This is a genomic window from Mesorhizobium sp. P2_A12 (assembly GCF_056405075.1).
On record NZ_JBFUCU010000015.1, the window covers coordinates 136,456 to 152,463 of the forward strand.

The 16,008-nt window shown below is 59.7% G+C and carries 15 protein-coding genes and 2 pseudogenes; 13 read left to right on the top strand and 4 right to left on the bottom strand.

Annotated elements, in window-relative coordinates; genetic code table 11:
• Nucleotides 1–211: 211 nt before the first annotated feature.
• Complete coding sequence (locus AC1DZU_RS26850; RefSeq protein ID WP_477289677.1) at nt 212–2,089, bottom strand: polysaccharide biosynthesis protein; 1,878 nt, start codon at nt 2,087–2,089, stop codon at nt 212–214.
• Nucleotides 2,090–2,481: 392 nt separating this feature from the next.
• Nucleotides 2,482–2,966, bottom strand: a pseudogene (locus tag AC1DZU_RS26855) (cytochrome b).
• Nucleotides 2,967–3,230: 264 nt separating this feature from the next.
• On the opposite strand from AC1DZU_RS26855, the gene AC1DZU_RS26860 reads away from it, so the two are divergent.
• The 4 genes from AC1DZU_RS26860 (at nt 3,231) to AC1DZU_RS26875 (ending at nt 6,894) form a co-directional block, all read left to right on the top strand.
• Nucleotides 3,231–3,533 (top strand): hypothetical protein, encoded by a 303-nt coding sequence (locus AC1DZU_RS26860; protein ID WP_477289678.1) that lies wholly within the window; start codon nt 3,231–3,233, stop codon nt 3,531–3,533.
• A gap of 179 nt (nt 3,534–3,712) precedes the next feature.
• Nucleotides 3,713–4,432: a thermonuclease family protein gene (locus AC1DZU_RS26865; RefSeq protein WP_477289679.1), complete on the top strand. Its 720-nt coding sequence runs from the start codon at nt 3,713–3,715 to the stop codon at nt 4,430–4,432.
• A 473-nt stretch (nt 4,433–4,905) separates the two neighbouring features.
• Nucleotides 4,906–5,910, top strand: a complete 1,005-nt coding sequence (locus AC1DZU_RS26870) for a YihY/virulence factor BrkB family protein (RefSeq protein WP_477289680.1) — start codon at nt 4,906–4,908, stop codon at nt 5,908–5,910.
• 51 nt (nt 5,911–5,961) lie between these two features.
• Nucleotides 5,962–6,894 (top strand): complex I NDUFA9 subunit family protein, encoded by a 933-nt coding sequence (locus AC1DZU_RS26875; RefSeq protein ID WP_477289681.1) that lies wholly within the window; start codon nt 5,962–5,964, stop codon nt 6,892–6,894.
• A 94-nt stretch (nt 6,895–6,988) separates the two neighbouring features.
• On the opposite strand, the gene AC1DZU_RS26880 is transcribed toward AC1DZU_RS26875, so the two are convergent.
• Together AC1DZU_RS26880 and AC1DZU_RS26885 are read right to left on the bottom strand one after the other, a co-directional pair.
• Nucleotides 6,989–7,843 carry a transglutaminase-like domain-containing protein gene (locus tag AC1DZU_RS26880; protein ID WP_477289682.1) on the bottom strand — a complete coding sequence of 285 codons (855 nt, stop codon included), beginning with the start codon at nt 7,841–7,843 and terminating at the stop codon, nt 6,989–6,991.
• Between the two features lie 67 nt (nt 7,844–7,910).
• On the bottom strand, nt 7,911–8,810 hold the full coding sequence (locus AC1DZU_RS26885) for a transglutaminase family protein (protein ID WP_477289683.1): 900 nt from the start codon (nt 8,808–8,810) through the stop codon (nt 7,911–7,913).
• A 217-nt stretch (nt 8,811–9,027) separates the two neighbouring features.
• On the opposite strand from AC1DZU_RS26885, the gene AC1DZU_RS26890 reads away from it, so the two are divergent.
• The 9 genes and pseudogenes from AC1DZU_RS26890 (at nt 9,028) to AC1DZU_RS26930 (ending at nt 15,993) form a co-directional block, all read left to right on the top strand.
• A complete protein-coding gene (locus AC1DZU_RS26890; RefSeq protein WP_477289684.1) occupies nt 9,028–9,219 on the top strand; it encodes a hypothetical protein in 192 nt (63 codons plus the stop codon).
• 22 nt (nt 9,220–9,241) lie between these two features.
• Nucleotides 9,242–9,424 (top strand): hypothetical protein, encoded by a 183-nt coding sequence (locus tag AC1DZU_RS26895; RefSeq protein WP_477289685.1) that lies wholly within the window; start codon nt 9,242–9,244, stop codon nt 9,422–9,424.
• 143 nt (nt 9,425–9,567) lie between these two features.
• Nucleotides 9,568–10,413, top strand: a complete 846-nt coding sequence (locus AC1DZU_RS26900; protein WP_477289686.1) for an alpha/beta fold hydrolase — start codon at nt 9,568–9,570, stop codon at nt 10,411–10,413.
• Nucleotides 10,414–10,575: 162 nt separating this feature from the next.
• A pseudogene (locus tag AC1DZU_RS26905) lies at nt 10,576–10,770 on the top strand (chloride channel protein); the annotation flags it as partial.
• Between the two features lie 241 nt (nt 10,771–11,011).
• Nucleotides 11,012–11,977, top strand: coding sequence for an ABC transporter substrate-binding protein (locus AC1DZU_RS26910; RefSeq protein ID WP_477289687.1), 966 nt, complete (start codon nt 11,012–11,014; stop codon nt 11,975–11,977).
• Nucleotides 11,978–11,988: 11 nt separating this feature from the next.
• Nucleotides 11,989–12,939, top strand: a complete 951-nt coding sequence (locus AC1DZU_RS26915) for an ABC transporter permease (RefSeq protein ID WP_477289688.1) — start codon at nt 11,989–11,991, stop codon at nt 12,937–12,939.
• Nucleotides 12,920–13,771 carry an ABC transporter ATP-binding protein gene (locus AC1DZU_RS26920; protein WP_477289689.1) on the top strand — a complete coding sequence of 284 codons (852 nt, stop codon included), beginning with the start codon at nt 12,920–12,922 and terminating at the stop codon, nt 13,769–13,771. The genes AC1DZU_RS26915 and AC1DZU_RS26920 overlap by 20 nt, the downstream gene beginning before the upstream one ends.
• Nucleotides 13,771–14,583: a TetR/AcrR family transcriptional regulator gene (locus AC1DZU_RS26925; RefSeq protein WP_477289690.1), complete on the top strand. Its 813-nt coding sequence runs from the start codon at nt 13,771–13,773 to the stop codon at nt 14,581–14,583. The genes AC1DZU_RS26920 and AC1DZU_RS26925 overlap by 1 nt, the downstream gene beginning before the upstream one ends.
• Before the next feature lie 45 nt (nt 14,584–14,628).
• On the top strand, nt 14,629–15,993 hold the full coding sequence (locus tag AC1DZU_RS26930) for an aminotransferase family protein (RefSeq protein ID WP_477289691.1): 1,365 nt from the start codon (nt 14,629–14,631) through the stop codon (nt 15,991–15,993).
• Nucleotides 15,994–16,008: the final 15 nt, after the last annotated feature.

Below are 16,008 nucleotides of genomic sequence, written 5' to 3' on the forward strand. Positions count from 1 at the left end.
CCGCGTAGGTGCTTCACGCGGCCGATCAGCCCCGGCCCGACCCATTGCGTAGCCGACCGCTTCACGCCCTTGGGCGCCGTCCCTGCTTCATGGCCTTGCGCCGATTCTAAAAGACGATGCGCCGCCTGCCCTCACTTCTGGCAGGCAACCGGCGCGATGGCGAATGAGGGTCTTCCGATTGTCAGCTTCGCAGGTGGCATCGCGAAGAGGATCAGTGCTTGCCCGAGTCCTCCCCGCTCATCAGCAGGTGAATCTCGCTCCCCGGAATAAACTCCCCGACGGTCGATTTCAGAAGCCGTAGGGCGCCGGGCAAATCTTGGGCGTCGATCCTGCGCTTCATTTCGTCGAAGATGCGCACGATCAGCGCTCCCTCGATCGACCGTGGAGATGCGGCCAGGATCCCCGACGCACCGGTCCCGCTCAAGGTTTCCTTGTTGTCGAAGAGTTCCTCGTAAAGCTTTTCCCCAGGCCGAAGCCCGGTGTAGACTATCTGAATGTCTGTGTCCGGGCGGTGCCCCGAGAGACGGATGAGATTTCGAGCAAGATCCACGATCTTCACCGGCGAGCCCATGTCGAGAACGTAAATTCGGCCGCGCTCCTGCTGCCGCTCGCGGCTATGCGCCGCCGCCTGCAGGACGAGGAGGCAGGCTTCCGAAATTGTCATGAAAAAGCGTTCCATTTCCGGATGGGTAACTGTCACAGGGCCGCCGGCCCTGATCTGCTTCTCGAACAGCGGGACCACGGACCCGGCCGAGCCCAGGACGTTGCCGAACCGAACGGTGACGAAACGCGTTCCGTTGACCGCCGAGTCCAGATCCATCGCCTGGCAGAACATCTCCGCCATCCGCTTGGTCGCGCCCATAACGCTAGAGGGATTCACAGCCTTGTCGGTCGACACCATAATCATCGTGGAGACGTTGGCACGAAGCGCAGCCTCGGCGACATTGCGCGTCCCGATCGCGTTGGTGAAAAGGCCTTCAAGCGGCTGAGCCTCAACGATCGGCACATGCTTGAGTGCTGCTGCGTGGAACAGCACGTCGGGCCTATGGGAGGCGACGATTCTGTTGACGGCGTCCTTTTCGCGCACGTTGCAGAGGGCAGCATGCAACTCGAGGCTCGGGCGGGTGCCAGCGAGTTCAGTCTCGATAGAGTAGAGAAGGTGCTCGCTGGCGTCCACGAGAATGAGGCCGCGTGGGTTCAGGGCTGCAACCTGTCGTGCCAGCTCAGATCCAATCGAACCGCCCGCGCCGGTGATCATGACGGTCCTGCCCTCGATCATCGAGGCGATCTTGAGCGCATCAAGTCTAACGGGCGGCCGAAGCAAGAGATCTTCCAACTTGATCGGACGCGGCTCAATTTCAGCATCGATGCTTTGCATATCGAGAAGGTTCGGGAGCTTCAGGATTTCTACTTTCTGCTGTGCCGCAATCTCAACCAGCGCCTCGATGCTGGCGTGCCGTTGATAGTCCTCGCGCGAACGCGTCAGGATGAGCGCCTCGGGTCGGCGCCCCTGGGCCTCAAATCGATCGAGGATCTGCGGCAGTCTTTCCAGCGGACCCAACACTGGAACGCCGCGAATAGAACGTCCGGTCCTGCGACCCCGTTCGTCGATTATCGCAAGGATATTGAATGACTCATTATTCCTCTCCTTAGTGGTCCTCAGGAAGGCGTCAGCGTTGTCGGTAGCTCCAACCAGCAGCACGAACTTGCAGGTGCCGCGATCGAACAAGCGACCGGTGTCGTGGCGATTGCGATAGAGCCGATACGCGGCACGCGGCCCGGCTAGCAGCACGATCAGGAAGGCCCAGGCGATCAAGATCGAAGAACGGGGAATCGAGCCCAGTCGATCCAGCAGGAATTGGGCCACTGTAAAACTAGCGACGGACGCGCTAGCAGCATAGGTGATTGCTAGGAGATCCGTCAGCGACGCATAGCGCCAAATACCACGGTTCAGCCCAAAGAAGAAACCGACGCCGCAGACAATGAACCCGAATAGAGCCGCTGCACCAAGGAAATACGTCAGGTTTTGAACGACAATATCGAAATCAAGCCTCAACACGAGCGAAAGCAACATCGCGGCAGCACCCATTATGCCGTCGTGAACCAGCGCCAAGCCCCGCAATACTATCGGCCGAGAAACCCTCCGAGGCCAAGTCGTATTGTCTCCAGTATAAACACGCTCTCGCCGTTTGCGTTCTGCTGGAGACACTAGTTTAGACCTTGAATAAAGGCGGCCATCATCCGCGGACGTCTAATTTCCAAACAGCCAAGGCTCGGTCGTTCGGAGTCGCAGTATAGGGCTCTGGCACTGACATGTGCCAGCAACTTCTGAAAATGGGAATCGTTCACGCGCCGATAGATCTGCGAGCGGTAGCCGTCGAACTTGACCTCGAGAATCCAGTTGTCACCCTCGGGAGGCTTTTCCACCAGGGCCGGCAGCGCCTCGCGCTTCCTGGCGCCTGTCTGTGGCCAAGCGGAGCCTTACTTTGCCGCCTTCGGAAGCATCCTTGTCAAAATCGCATCTCGTCGGACGAAATGATGGTAAAGCGCAGCCAAGGCATGGAGGCCGGCTGCTATCAGAATGCCATCCGCGCACAATGAGTGAAGTTCTCGGATCGTGCGAGCCGTAGTTCGATCAGGTGCAAATGGAGCCGGGACCGTGAACAGGCCGAAGAAGCTCAACTCATCACCCCTGAACCAGGTCAAAAGGATGCCTAGGACAGGGATCGCAATCAGAAATGCATAGCAAGGTGGCCAACCTTGGCCGCCGCCCGCTCGGGAGCCGACATCTCATTCGGAAGACCGGGGGCTCCTCTCAGGCCGCGCAGGACGGCCCGCCAAAGCACCAGGCCAGCCAACAGAAGGCCAAACGAAATATGCAGCCGCCAGATGGAATCGACCGTAGGATCGCCACGAGGCAACAGGTCCTCAGCGTAGGTCAGTGCGTAGAGCAAAAGGACGAGCACAAAGAGAGACCAGTGCAAAAAACTTCTGGGTCGACGTGTATGCGGCAGAGGTCATCCGACGAGGGCTCCTGTCAAAAAGGATCTCCCTCTTCCGTTTGCTTCCTGGCAGACTTGTGGCCGCCAAATTACGATTTTGTAACGATCTCGCTCGGTCCTGCCTTCCACGGCGTCCAGCCGCGGGCCCGGCGCGCTCGGTTTAGATCGCTGTCGCGCATATATTAGCAGTCTCTTGACAACCAGGGACGCCGCTCCACAATCCTTTGCATGGCGCGGGATATCAATATCGGTGACAAGGTGGCGATCATCGCCACGGTAGGCAAGCGCATCGAGGAGCGCGTAGCCTTGCATATCCCGACCGCCAATTTGCCCTATTCGATCATCGATCCTAAGGCCAATCCAGGCGACAAGATGAGATTCGAGGGCGAAGTTGTGCACGTTGACGACGATCTAGGCCGCGTAACGCTACAGGCGCTCGGCCGTGTCACGGTCGACGCTGAGACGGTTCATCTGGTGAGGAAGTTCCGTCGACCGAAAGGCCCGACGCCGCTGTTCGAAAAGCCGATCTAAGAGTTCTCTAGACTCGATGTAGCAAAGGACGCATCCTCTCTCTGGGAGTAGAGGGCGTGAACAAATACCGATACGACAATCGGTCTGACCAATGGCGCAAATGGAGAGGCGCACAGCGGCTGCGCGCACGCCTGCTGGCAAGCGTTCCGAAGCGGCTCGTGTTCGTTACGCTCGCGGCAATGGCCGCCTATGTGACGCAGTTTGTCGTGCAGCGCAGTGAAAGCGCTCCCGACCTCAACCTGTCTCAATGGATTGGGTCGACACCGGCACCGATCGCCGGGGTGGCGTCAGTCATCGACGGCGACACGATCGAGATCCATGGACAGCGCATCCGCTTCAATGGCATCGACGCGCCCGAGTCAGCTCAGCAATGCGACGACGCCAGGGGCTTTCGCTACCAGTGCGGCGCGAAGGCCGCAGCAGCACTCGACGGGTTCTTGGCCGTATCGAGGCCGGTCCGATGCACCTTTGTTGCCTGGGATCACTACGGCCGCTTTGTTGGAGACTGCCGGCGCACGGATGGCGCTAGCGTCGGCTCATGGATGGTGGAGAACGGACAGGCGCTCGACTGGCCCCGCTACAGCCATGGCGCCTACGCGTCGCAGCAGATGAAGGCTGAAGCCGCGAAGGTCGGGTTGTGGGCCGGAACGTTTCAGGCGCCGTGGGATTGGCGAGCCGAGCATCGCGACAGTGGACGGTCGACCAGCGCGCCTCTCTTCGCGGCAGGCAACGGTGGGTGCACCATCAAGGGCAACATTTCGGCCGACGGCGAGCGAATCTATCATATGCCCGGGCAGAAATTTTATGGCGTGACGAAGATCTCTGAGGCGAAGGGCGAACGGTGGTTTTGCTCCGAAGACGAAGCCCTGGCCGCAGGTTGGCGACGATCGAAACGATGACGATCCTGGAGCGGTGCTGGTGCAGGGAGTGCAGGACTGCTACCTCGCGGAGCGGCCGGTGCTCGCTTGCCTTCGAAATAAGCCGGCATCCGCACCCCGGCAGAAACGCGATAAGTGGCGTGAAGGATCACAAGACCCTACAGACGATGACCGAAAGGCTCTAGTCGATAGCCTCGACCTCGACACCAAGGCTGTTATCGAGCACGTCGCGCAAGCCGCTGCTGCAGCAATATCCGGCATGTGGGCCAGAGGTGTGCTCCCGCATATGTGGGAACCTTGCAGGACGATCTTTGTCATGGGCCAAAAACCGACGAAGCGGCGGTTGGGCGGTCGTGGAATCCAGTAGGCTCACAGCTGGCGCTAGCCTTAAAGGGGTTTGAGCCCGTGACTTGGACGTGGCCCCGGTCGGAACATCGGAAGTTCTGGCGCATTGCTAGTGGACGCCATTGCCACTCACTGCCTACGGACTCGAAGTGCGACCCTCGATCACAAATGTATGGGACTTGGCGCGAGAAAGCGCAGTTGGCTTTGTCAACGACAATGCTCTTAGTCATGGCGCTGCGATGGCTTTTTATGCCGCCACTTCGCTGGCGCCAATTTTGCTGATCGTGGTCGCGATCGCAGGCCTCGTTTTCGGTCATGATGCTGCACAACTGGCCTTGTCTGCCCAGATCTCGGGGCTGATGGGCTCAGAAAGCGCAAGTCTCCTTCAGACCGCGCTCGAAAGCGCATCCGGCCAATCATCCGGGACTTGGGCGGCGGTCATTGGCATCGTCACCTTGTTCGTGACCGCGTCTGGCGTCTTTGGTGAAATGCAGCAGTCGCTGAACACAATTTGGAAGGTCGAACCGCAAGGCAGTTCCTTATCGCGTCTGGTGCGCGCACGTGCAGCAAGTCTGGGTTTGGTCGCAGCACTCGGGTTCATGTTGCTCGTATCTCTCGTAGCGAGTGCCGCCATCTCGGTGCTGGGCAATTTCATCAACGCTCAGATCCCGTTCGGCACAATCGTCCTCGGCGTGCTCAACRCGGTCGTYTCGTTTGYMCTGATCTCKGTAATGTTCGCTGCMATYTACAAAGTYTTGCCSGATCGRACYCTCSAATGGCGCGACGTAGGGATTGGTGCTGTKGTGACCGCKGCCCTGTTCACSCTCGGAAAATCACTTATYGGCTGGTATATCGGCACCAGTGCGATCGCGTCCTCATATGGTGCCGCCGGTGGACTGCTCGTCATACTCCTCTGGGTTTACTACTCATCGGAAATCTTTCTTCTCGGCGCCGAATTCACTCGCGCCTATTCCGTTCGACACGGCAGCAGGTCCGATCTGGACGCGCTGGTTCACAGTTCGTTGCCCGCAAGACAGGTCGTCCCATTTCGCCGAGGGCAAAAGGCCAACTCTGCTGGCGTCGTTGTGCTGTTAGCGGTGGCGTGCGCGAGCGCAACGATGACCGCGCTTATGCTGGGTCTTCGCCGCCCGTAAACCTCGCGTCAGGCGTTTGGCAGGCATGCGAAGACAAGGGATGGCGAGGCAATGGATTCTGATGATCTCAACACGAAACGGATCGTCACTGTGTTCGGCGGAACAGGCTTTCTCGGGCGCAGGATTGTGAAGCGGCTCCTAGAAGGGGGGTTCACGGTCCGCGCCGCATCCCGGCACTCGGCTCGCGTGGGCCCCTTCTTTTCATCGACTGGAAGGATGCCCGAAGCAGTCGAGGCGGATATATTGGATGCGTCCTCAATCGGCTCGGCCATTGCCGGATCAGAGGCGATCGTGAATGCTGTCAGTCTTTATGTCGAGCAGGGAGTCCAGACATTCGAACGCGTGCACGTGAAGGCCGCAGCCGATCTCGCCGCCGCGGCGCGCGATGGCAAGGTCGACCAGTTCATCCATGTTTCGGGGATCGGCTCCGATCCTAAATCGGATTCGAATTACATCGGGGCACGTGGGCGCGGAGAAGTAGCGGTGAAGAGCGCATTTCCCGGCGCTTTCATTGTGCGTCCCGCCGTCATGACAGGACCTGACGACGCTTTCCTCACGACTATTGTGAGACTGATCCGCCTCCTGCCGGTCTATCCGGTGTTCGGCGATGGTGGCACACGGCTTCAACCGGTCTACGTGGAAGACGTCGCAGAAGCAGTGAGCGTGCTGATCGACGGGCGAAACCACAGGAGTTCCTCCATATTCGAATTCGGTGGCCCGCGCATCTATACCTATAACGAACTGCTTAGGGAGATCGCCCGACAGCTCCATACGAATATCAAGCTGATGCCGGTGCCGTTTGCGGTGTGGAAGGCCTTGGCTGGCGTCGCGGAACTCCTTCCGGTCGCGCCCTTAACGCGCAACCAGGTCGATCTTATGCGTCACGACAATGTGGCAGCAATCGACGTGCCGGGCCTGAAGGAACTCGACATCGAGCCACGGGATATCGACGAACTGATCCGCTTGATCGAACAGCGCGCGTAATGCAGCTTCGCGCTCGGCCGGCGTCAGCCCGGCGGCCTGCCAAAGGAGCCGAAGCCGCGCACCGTCGTGGACCCTTATCGTCACATCCATCAGATCAAGGTGAAGACTCGGGATTTCCGAAAGGATCCCTCGACAATTGGTCCGTTTGGACTTCTTCCGTGACAACCTCGAAGCTAGCAAGTCTCGATGCGCCGAAACTTGTTGAGAAAGCAACGTCGGTCGCGTCGCAACCCGTCGCCATTAGGATCCTACCTATGCGAGGACGGTTATGCCGAGCATCAAATGTGAACCAGTGACCGCTTAGATATGCTTGGAACCATGCGCTGAAATCCATGGGATCCGGCACGGGAGGCACGCCGATGTCGCCGAGATAACCGGTGCAATAGCGCGCGGGAATATTCATGCAGCGGCACAGCGAGATTGCCAGATGTGCAAAATCGCGACAGACGCCGGTTCTATCGGTGAGAGCGCCATGGGCGGTCCGCAGCGGGTCTGCGGCCTGGTAGCTGAAAGCGATGTAATCGTGCACGAAATTGCAGATCGCCTGAACCCGCGCCCATCCGGGCGTGGTATCACTGAACTGCTCCCAGGCGAAGTCGCCAAGCCGATCGGTATCGCAATACCGGCTGCCGAGCAGAAACCTGAGCACGTCGTCCGGGAGTTCCTTGATGTCGTGCTGAACGGCCTCTGGCACGACAACATCGGACTTGCCGGTGTCGTAAATTTCGAAGCTCGTCGATACCGTCGTCAGCCCTGCCGGCGCTTCTATTCTCGTGCACGCGTTGCCGAAAGCATCCATGTAGCCGCGAGCCTCGATCGGGCGATCAAAGCCTATGATCTGCTCTGTGAGCAGATCGACGCGTCGTGACGGATGGACGTCAAGGACCAGCAGCATTGGTGTCGGCTGCGGACAGTCGTAGATAAGGTTGAAACCTGCGCGGATCCGCATCGACGCTCCAATGCGCTGATTCAGGAACCGGGCAAACTCCGGATTGCCCAAACAGTTCCGGCGAACATCAGAGGGAGCTAACTTTTGTTGGCGACGGTTTCCTCGTCACCTTCACCTCGACGCTCATGCCCAGAAAACTCGATGCACTCCCGGAGTAGCTTCCGGAAAGTGGGATAGCTTGCCGAGGATGGCGAGCCACAGCCACCCTGATCAAATCCCGGTTGCCGACAATGCCATTGGTTGGATCAAACTCGATCCAACCGGCCCCAGGCAAATAGACCTGGCACCAGGCATGAGTTGAGCCCCCGCCGCGGACCGCATCACTGTCGCGGCTCGGCACATACACATAACCTGTCACGAAGCGGGCGGCAAAGCCGAGCGAGCGGACCGCTTCCATCATGAAAAGCGCAAAGTCCCGGCACGTGCCTTTGCGCAGATGCAAGGTCATGAGAGGCGGTTGCGTTCCAGTTTCGAACCGACGCGAATACACGAAGCTCTCGTGGATGGCGTAGCAGAGCGTCATCAACAGTTTTCCGGTCTCGGTGTGTCGTGCGGCACTGACGAACTGTCGTGCCCATTTGCCGACCTCGTCGCCGTCGTCGAGATGATGGCGCTCCATTGTTTGCGCGAGGTCTGCTGCCTCGTCGGGATCGTAAGAGAATGGATAATTCAGCGCGGCCTCATCGATACGGAAATCAGGCGCATGCTGCGGTGTGTGATCGAGCCGAATGTCTGTCGCGAAATGAAGTTCATTGGCCGAACCCCTGAATTCGATCACGGCAACGCAGTTGCCAAAAACGTCATGGATCCAGCGAACCTCCACCGGCTCGGGGTCCACGGACAGAGCGTGGTCCAGAAGCCGCTGATCGAAACTGTCGCGCGGCCTGAACATCAGCCGGTGCTCGCCAAAGCTTACCTTCTGGGTATAGCGATAGACGGTCGTGTGCTTGACTGAAAAGATCGGCATGAGCGTCCGTCGGCAAATTCACCTGCGCGCAATCATACAATCTTTTCGACGTGCATCCGAAGGGACATGTTTGGAGGCGCTGCGCGGAACTGATTCCCATGCAGCCCGCCCTTTATGAGCAAATAACTCGCTTCGCACATGTTGCCGAGGTAGCAGCGAGCAACGCGATGCCGGTCAGGTCTTTTGTCCGAACTTTCCGTCTTATGGCTTTCTCTATTTGATCCCAGCACCAAAGAAGACCCAACCGGGCGACGAGTTGGAGCTTAGAGGTGAGGTCAGCCACATCGAGGAGGACTATCAAAAGGTGACGGTAAAGGCTGGTGGGCTGATTACAGTCGATGCCGATACGATCACTGACTGGACGCCTGTGTCGCCCAACAAGACGGCACTTCGAGATGAGGCGGAGTAGCGACGGCGATCAAAGGGAAAGCATGGAAGCCCGAGAGACGATTTGCAACGAACGGGCCTGGCTCAAATTGGTTCGCATGGCCATAGAACAGATCTGCCCGGCTGGCGTGCTGCCGAGCGAGCAAGGGGTGTTGCTGCTCTACGAGGGCGAAGCCTTTGCCAAAGCCATCATCGCGATGATTGAAAAACTTACCGCCTGCGGATAGCGCGCGGGACCCAGAAAATCCCGGACGCCTCCGACGGCTGGCACCATCCGTCAGGTATGGTAGTCTGCCGAGGCGCGGCAGTATCTGCCTGTCGGAGGTCGGCATCCCCGAATGATAGCGATCTTGGTCGGGAGGAGGCGCCTGTGCAAGACTTGCAGATCACCCTGAGCGACGGACGCGCGCTTGCCTACACCGATATCGGCGAGCCGGGCTGGCCGACTGTTCTGTTTTTCCACGGCGCGCCGATGAGCCGACTGCACCTCGCCTACCTCGAAGAGCAGTTCATTGCGAGAAAGGTTCGGGCCGTCTCGCCCGACCGCCCCGGCTATGGCAGATCGTCATCGTTCCCAGGCCGTTCGCTGACCGACTGGCCCGCCGACGTCGCGGCGCTGGCCGATGCGCTGTCCATCGACCGCTTCATGGTTGCCGGCCATTCCTCGGGTGGCCCCTATGCCGTCGTCTGCACGGCTCTTCTTCCGCAGCGTGTTTCGGCTTTGGCGGTCTTCGGCGGCGTTACCGACATGGGCTGGAGCGATGCCTGGGTCGGATTCAGCCAAGTCGAGGGCGAAGCGATGCGCCAAGCCGACGAGGCTGCGGCGATCGCCTGGTGCACGGAGAAATTTGGCGCGGACGGAAGCCGGTTCGAAGCGGTGTCTGATTTTGTCTTCGCTGAGCCCGATGCCGACCTCCTCGCAGACGAACGCGCCGGCCCGGCGATAGGGGCGGCCGCGCGCGAGGCGTTCCGGCAGGGAGTGATTGGCTATGCGCAGGACACTCTGGTGCAGGGACGGCCCTGGGCCTTCGACCCCGGCGCCATCGTTGCGCCGGCCCGAATCATCCATGGCGCGTTGGATGCGGCGTTGCCGATCGCCCACAGCGAGCACACCGCTCAGCTGATCCCCGGATCGATGCTCGCGGTGCTGCCAGGGCAGGGGCACATGACGACGATCGCCGATCTCCCGACGATGATTGCGGCGCTTGGCGCCTGACCCGCGACCCACCTACTCAGGGGCTCGACAGCCGCCCGCCCAAACCCAAGGTCGCTAGGACCCTAGCCGTTAGGCACCAATATCGATTTCAGCGCCTGCCCGTTCGGCTTGGACGCTCGATCGGCACTTCCCCAAAAGCCTGCGATCCTAAGAACGCAAGGCATCGGTGTAATCAGCGTGCTGTTCGCGGTGCTGGCCGACAGGGCGCAAGGCCTGTTTCGTATGATGATAGGCAATGACGGCGGCTGGCGCAGTTTCCCGCCGCTTGCGATCACGCCCCTGGGCTTCGTGCTGTGCGCGTGGCTGGCCCACGTCTTCTTTCCCGGCTCGCAAAGCAGCGGCATTCCGCAGGCTATCCGGTCATTTCGACGGTCGTCACAATGTTACAAAACATCTCATAAGTCATTGATATTATTAATACAACTCAGAGTTAAGTCCTTTCTTGCATCGCCCCTTTTTCGCAGGTCAATGTCGCAAAAGCCTGCCTCTCCAAGCACTTTCTTACGAAAGCCGGTTGACAAATTATGAAACTGCATTCAGTTTCATAATTGGAACAGACAAGCGCAGCCTGTGAGGCGGCGGAACATGGGGAACTGACATGAAGGCACTGATCGCACTGTCGACGGTTGCAGGTTTGACTCTCGCCTGCTCGGGAGGCGCCAAAGCGGAAGATGCGGCGCTTTCTGGCAAAACAGTCTGTGTGAACAGATATGCATCGGCGCCTGTCATTGATGACATCCTGAAAGGGATGCACGATGGGCTGAAGGCTTCGGGCGGCGAAAATATCGTCCAAAATATCCAGAATCCCGAGGCTGACGCCGCAACACAACAGACGATCGCGCAGCAATTTGCCAACGGTGGCTGCGATCTCATCGTGGTCATTGGCACCGCCGCGGCTCAATCCATACAGCAGGCGACCAAGACTGTGCCTGTAGTGTTCGTCGGCGTGTCGACACCCGTCGAGGCGGGCATCGTCCAGTCCCTCGAAAAGCCCGGCGGCAACATGACCGGCGTTTCGGATCCGCTTCCCGTTGAATCGGAAATCGACGGCATGCTGAGCATACTGCCAACGATCGAGACTATCGGCCTGATCTACAAGGTTGGTGATCCTGCGGGCGATCCGCTGGCGGCACGCGCTGTTGCGCACATCGAAAGCAAGGGTTTGAAGCACGTCACCGCGGGTATCGCCAACGCCGGCGAAACCACCCAGGCAGCGCAATCGCTTGTCGGGCGCGTTCAGGCGATCGAGTTCCCCTGTGACACGACAACGATCTCGGGCATGGCCGGAGCTCTAAAGGTTGCCAAGGACGCCAAGCTTCCAGTGTTCGGCTGCACGTCCGATGCGGTCAAGGGTGGCGCGATCCTGGCTGGCAGCTACAGTTATGTGACTGTTGGAATGAGGGCGGCCGACCTTGTGGTGGCAGTGCTAAAGGGCGCCAACCCCGCCACGACACCGGTCATCATTCCCAAGATTGCTGGCTTCGAGATCAACAAGACCGAAGCGGGCGCCTTGGGGCTCAAGATTCCCGAGGCTATGATGACCTCGGCAGTCAAAACCTACTGAGGCGGATTTCGATGCTGATCGATGTGCTCGTGATCGGGGCCCAGATTGGGCTCCTCTATGGACCGTTGGCGCTGGGTATTTACCTCGCGATCAACGTGCTCAGCCTGCCGGATCTCACACTTGAAGGCTCGTTCGGCCTTGGTGGTGCGGCTGCAGCGAGCAGCCTTCTCATGGGGGTCGATCCGGTCAGCTCGCTGTTGCTTGGCATGTGTGCCGGTGCGCTCGCCGGACTTGTGACGGCGCTGCTGCACGTAATCCTTCAGATGAACGTTCTGCTCGCCGGCATTTTGATGACCACAGCAGCGTGGTCCGTCAGCATCGCCGTGATGGGCACAGGCAATGTCTCACTGGTCCGGGTGGATACGTTGTTCACTTGGGCCGAGAATCTCGGCCTGCGTAACCAGGCGGCCTCCATAATTGTGGCGGGCGCCGTCACCCTGATCTTCGCGACGTTCCTGGTCTGGCTTCTGCACACCGGCTACGGCCTCGCGACACGCGCAAGTGGGCTGAACATACAGACTGCTCGAAGTCTCGGCATCCGCACGGAGATGCATCAGGTTCTTGGCCTTATGCTGGCCAATTCACTGGCGGCTGCATCGGGGGCGCTGGTGGCGCAAAGCCAGGGTTTCATGGATGTCTCTATCCAGGGCGGCGTGATCGTGGTCGGCCTGGCAGCATTGACGATCGGAACCAGCGTCATCCGTTCCGACAAAGTCGCTGTCGGGGTGACCTCCGTTATCATCGGCGTGATCATCTATCGCTGTATCGTGGCGCTCAGCCTCAGAATGGGCATTCCGCCAAACTCCGTTCGATTGATCACCGCGCTGCTGGTGTTCGCCTTCATCGCAGCCCGCATCCACGGAAAGGGCACGCTAGCGATTTCCGGGTTCGAAGGCTGGCGCGCCCGTCGGCGCAAACATGTGCAATTCTTGGAGAACGATCGTGTCACCAGCCTTCTCTGAGCGACGCATTGGTGGCGCACCACCAGCGATACGTCTTCGCCACGCGACGAAGCGCTTTGCCGGCCTTGGCAAAAAGGAGGTCTTCACCGCACTGGATGATTTGACCCTTGATATCGCACGGGGCTCCTACGTTGCGCTGATCGGCTCCAACGGCGCTGGTAAGTCCACCCTGCTTTCAATCCTCATGGGGACATTGCTCCTCGATGAGGGATCCCTGCACATCGACGACGAGGACATGAGCGAGAAGCCCTCGTGGCAGAGGGCATCCAAGATTGCGCTCGTTCGCCAGAACCCCATAGACAACGTGCTTTCGTCGCTCAGTATCGAGGAGAATTTTGCACTGGCCGTGATGGGAAGGGAGCGGGCCTTCCGCCTTCGCCGCTATGACCGCGATAGCGTGAGGCTGGCGGCGAAAAGCGCGCTTCAGCGATTTGGCATGGGACTGGAAGATCGGCTCGGGGAATCGACGGGCACTCTTTCCGGAGGGCAGCGCCAGGCGGTGGCGATGGCGATGGCCGCGGTCCGCAATCCGCGCGTTCTGCTGCTGGATGAGCACGTGTCGGCGCTCGACCCCAAGCGTGCGAAAATCGTGGCTGACGTGACCGAGGAGATTGTGCGTGCGCAAGACATCACCACGGTCATGGTCACGCACGATCTTGGTCATGCACTCAGCCACACGGATCGAGTGCTGATGATGCATCGCGGCAAGGTTGTGATGGATCTGTCGGGCGAGAAGAAAGCTGCACTCGACCTGGCCGAGCTTGCCCGCCAATTCGAGAGGCTGGTCGGGGAGGCACTGCCTGACCGCACGCTGCTTGCGGCGGCGTCCTGATGGGGAAAGAGATGACGGATCACAACGCGCCAAACACCTACCCGGCTGGAACCCCGTCAGGCCGGAACGAAGCCTCCTCCGCCGGACCGCATCTGGCATTGGGCGATCGCTACGTCGCCGCGCTGAATGCCCAGATCAAGGGCGCGGGTGGCGAAGGGAAAAGCGCGCGGACTCGCGCAAAACTGAAGCGGGCCGCGTTCGATTGCTTGACGGAAAGCGACCTTGCCAGCCTCACAATCAGCTCGATCACCGGCAAGGCAAAGGTCGCCGCAGGGACGTTCTACCTGCATTTCGACGGCATACGTGACCTGGTGCTTGAGATCTTTTCGGAGTTCGCCGCGGTCGACATTGCGCCGGCAATTCCCGAAGGCGACGAATTTGTCGACCTCTTCTCTCAGATGAAGGCGACATTCATCGAAATCGTTGGAGCGTTCCGCCGCCGCCGGATGTTCTTTCGTTCGCTGTTCCAGATGAAACGGCAGGACGCTGAAGCCAACGCCGTCTGGCTGAGGCTGACGGCGCAATGGGCGGAAATACTTTCGACCATTGCCAGGGATCATTCGAAGCAGCCGGTCCCCGCAGCGTTCGATCGGTTTATTGGGCACGCAACTAGTGCGTTCGCTGACGAGATCATGACCCGCATCTATGTCGACGAGATTTTTGGCGCAGCGTTCCCCGACGATCCGCGCAATGACGAGCACGTAGCGGAACTCCTGGCATTTACCCGCCATCGGATGCTGTTTGGTTCTGACCCCGACCCCAAGCTGTTGACGGCGAATTCCCCACTCAATGGTTTCTCTTTTCCTGCCTAGCGGTCCTGAAAAGACCCGCCCCGCAGGCAACGTGCGAGGACTCTCATGACACTACGCTATCAGCATTTCATCACGCCTGAAGGCACGAAGGAATTTCCCAAAGTCGTCCGCGGTGAAGGCGTCTATATCTGGGATAGCACCGGTCGTCGTCTGCTGGATGGATCGTCCGGCGCCATTTCGGTCAATGTCGGCCATGCCCATCCCAGAGTGCTGGACGCGATGCGCGACCAGATGGGGCGCATCATCTACGCGCACAGCATGAGATGGGACAACGACCCCAACGAGCGGCTGGCCGCCAGGCTAGAGCGGTTGAGCGACTGGAATTACGGTGCCGCATTCTTTGTTTCCGGGGGATCGGAGGCCAACGAGGCCGCGATCAAATTCGCCCGTCAGGTAGCGGTGGCGCGAGGTCAGGCATCACGCTTCAAGATCATCAGCCGCATCCCTTCCTATCATGGTTCGACAACGGCGCTTCTGGGCATTACCGGCGACCCTGACTACGCGGCAGCCTACAGGCCGATGTTTGTCGACATGCCGAAGATTGACGCGCCGTTGATGTATCGGCGCCCACCCGGCGAGAGCGAGCAGGATGTCGTCGACCGCTGTGTGCGGCAGCTGGAAAAAACGATCCTCAGGGAAGGCCCCGAAACCATCCTCGCCTTCATGATCGAACCGGTCGGCGGCGTGTCGACCGGAGCCCTGGTTTCCCCGGACAGCTATTCCACCTGCATCCGGGAGATCTGCGACCGCTTTGGCGTCATGCTGATCTACGACGAGATCATGAGCGGCGCCGGGAGGACGGGCAAGTTTCTCGCAGGTCATCATTGGCCGGATTGCCGGCCCGATATCGTCACGCTCGCAAAGGGTGTCAGCGGCTCGTATGCCCCACTTGGTGTAGTCTTGGCGTCAGCCGATATGGTCCACGATGTCCGCCGTTCGGGCGGCTTCAAGCACGGCCATACCTACTCAGCTAATCCCGTCAGTTGCGCTGCATCCGACATGGTTCTTCAGGTTGTCGAGGAAGACGGTCTGATGGAGCGAGCGCGGAACCTGGGCGCGCTGATTAGGTCCCGATTGGAGAAAATCAAAGGCAAGACCGGCATCATAGGCGACATTCGCGGGCTTGGACTGCACATGGCCGTGGAGATCGTCGCAGACCAGGTAACCAAGGAACCGTTCCCGGCAGAGATGCGGGCGAGCGAGCGGATAGGAATGATCTGCCGCGACCATGGACTACTGCTGTTCTCCCGGCGCACTGCCGGCGGGTCGTTTGGAGAATGGCTGATGGTCTGTCCTCCGCTGACGATCAGCGAAGCGGAAATCGAGGAACTGATAGAATCGTTCACGGCCGGCATTCGCGCTTTCGAGAAGGAGATTTCGGCCGTGCCCGAACTGCGCGCGAGCGCCTGACCGACATGGCGGCAG

Excerpts from the sequence above, each read along its gene's own strand:
- AC1DZU_RS26875 (WP_477289681.1), top strand. The coding sequence starts at position 5,962 with ATGGATTCTGATGATCTCAACACGAAACGGATCGTCACTGTGTTCGGC.
- AC1DZU_RS26850 (WP_477289677.1), bottom strand. The coding sequence starts at position 2,089 with ATGGGTGCTGCCGCGATGTTGCTTTCGCTCGTGTTGAGGCTTGATTTC.
- AC1DZU_RS26895 (WP_477289685.1), top strand. The coding sequence starts at position 9,242 with ATGGAAGCCCGAGAGACGATTTGCAACGAACGGGCCTGGCTCAAATTG.
- AC1DZU_RS26865 (WP_477289679.1), top strand. The coding sequence starts at position 3,713 with ATGGCCGCCTATGTGACGCAGTTTGTCGTGCAGCGCAGTGAAAGCGCT.
- AC1DZU_RS26925 (WP_477289690.1), top strand. The coding sequence starts at position 13,771 with ATGGGGAAAGAGATGACGGATCACAACGCGCCAAACACCTACCCGGCT.
- AC1DZU_RS26930 (WP_477289691.1), top strand. The coding sequence starts at position 14,629 with ATGACACTACGCTATCAGCATTTCATCACGCCTGAAGGCACGAAGGAA.
- AC1DZU_RS26915 (WP_477289688.1), top strand. The coding sequence starts at position 11,989 with ATGCTGATCGATGTGCTCGTGATCGGGGCCCAGATTGGGCTCCTCTAT.
- AC1DZU_RS26910 (WP_477289687.1), top strand. The coding sequence starts at position 11,012 with ATGAAGGCACTGATCGCACTGTCGACGGTTGCAGGTTTGACTCTCGCC.
- AC1DZU_RS26860 (WP_477289678.1), top strand. The coding sequence starts at position 3,231 with ATGGCGCGGGATATCAATATCGGTGACAAGGTGGCGATCATCGCCACG.
- AC1DZU_RS26880 (WP_477289682.1), bottom strand. The coding sequence starts at position 7,843 with ATGCGGATCCGCGCAGGTTTCAACCTTATCTACGACTGTCCGCAGCCG.
- AC1DZU_RS26885 (WP_477289683.1), bottom strand. The coding sequence starts at position 8,810 with ATGCCGATCTTTTCAGTCAAGCACACGACCGTCTATCGCTATACCCAG.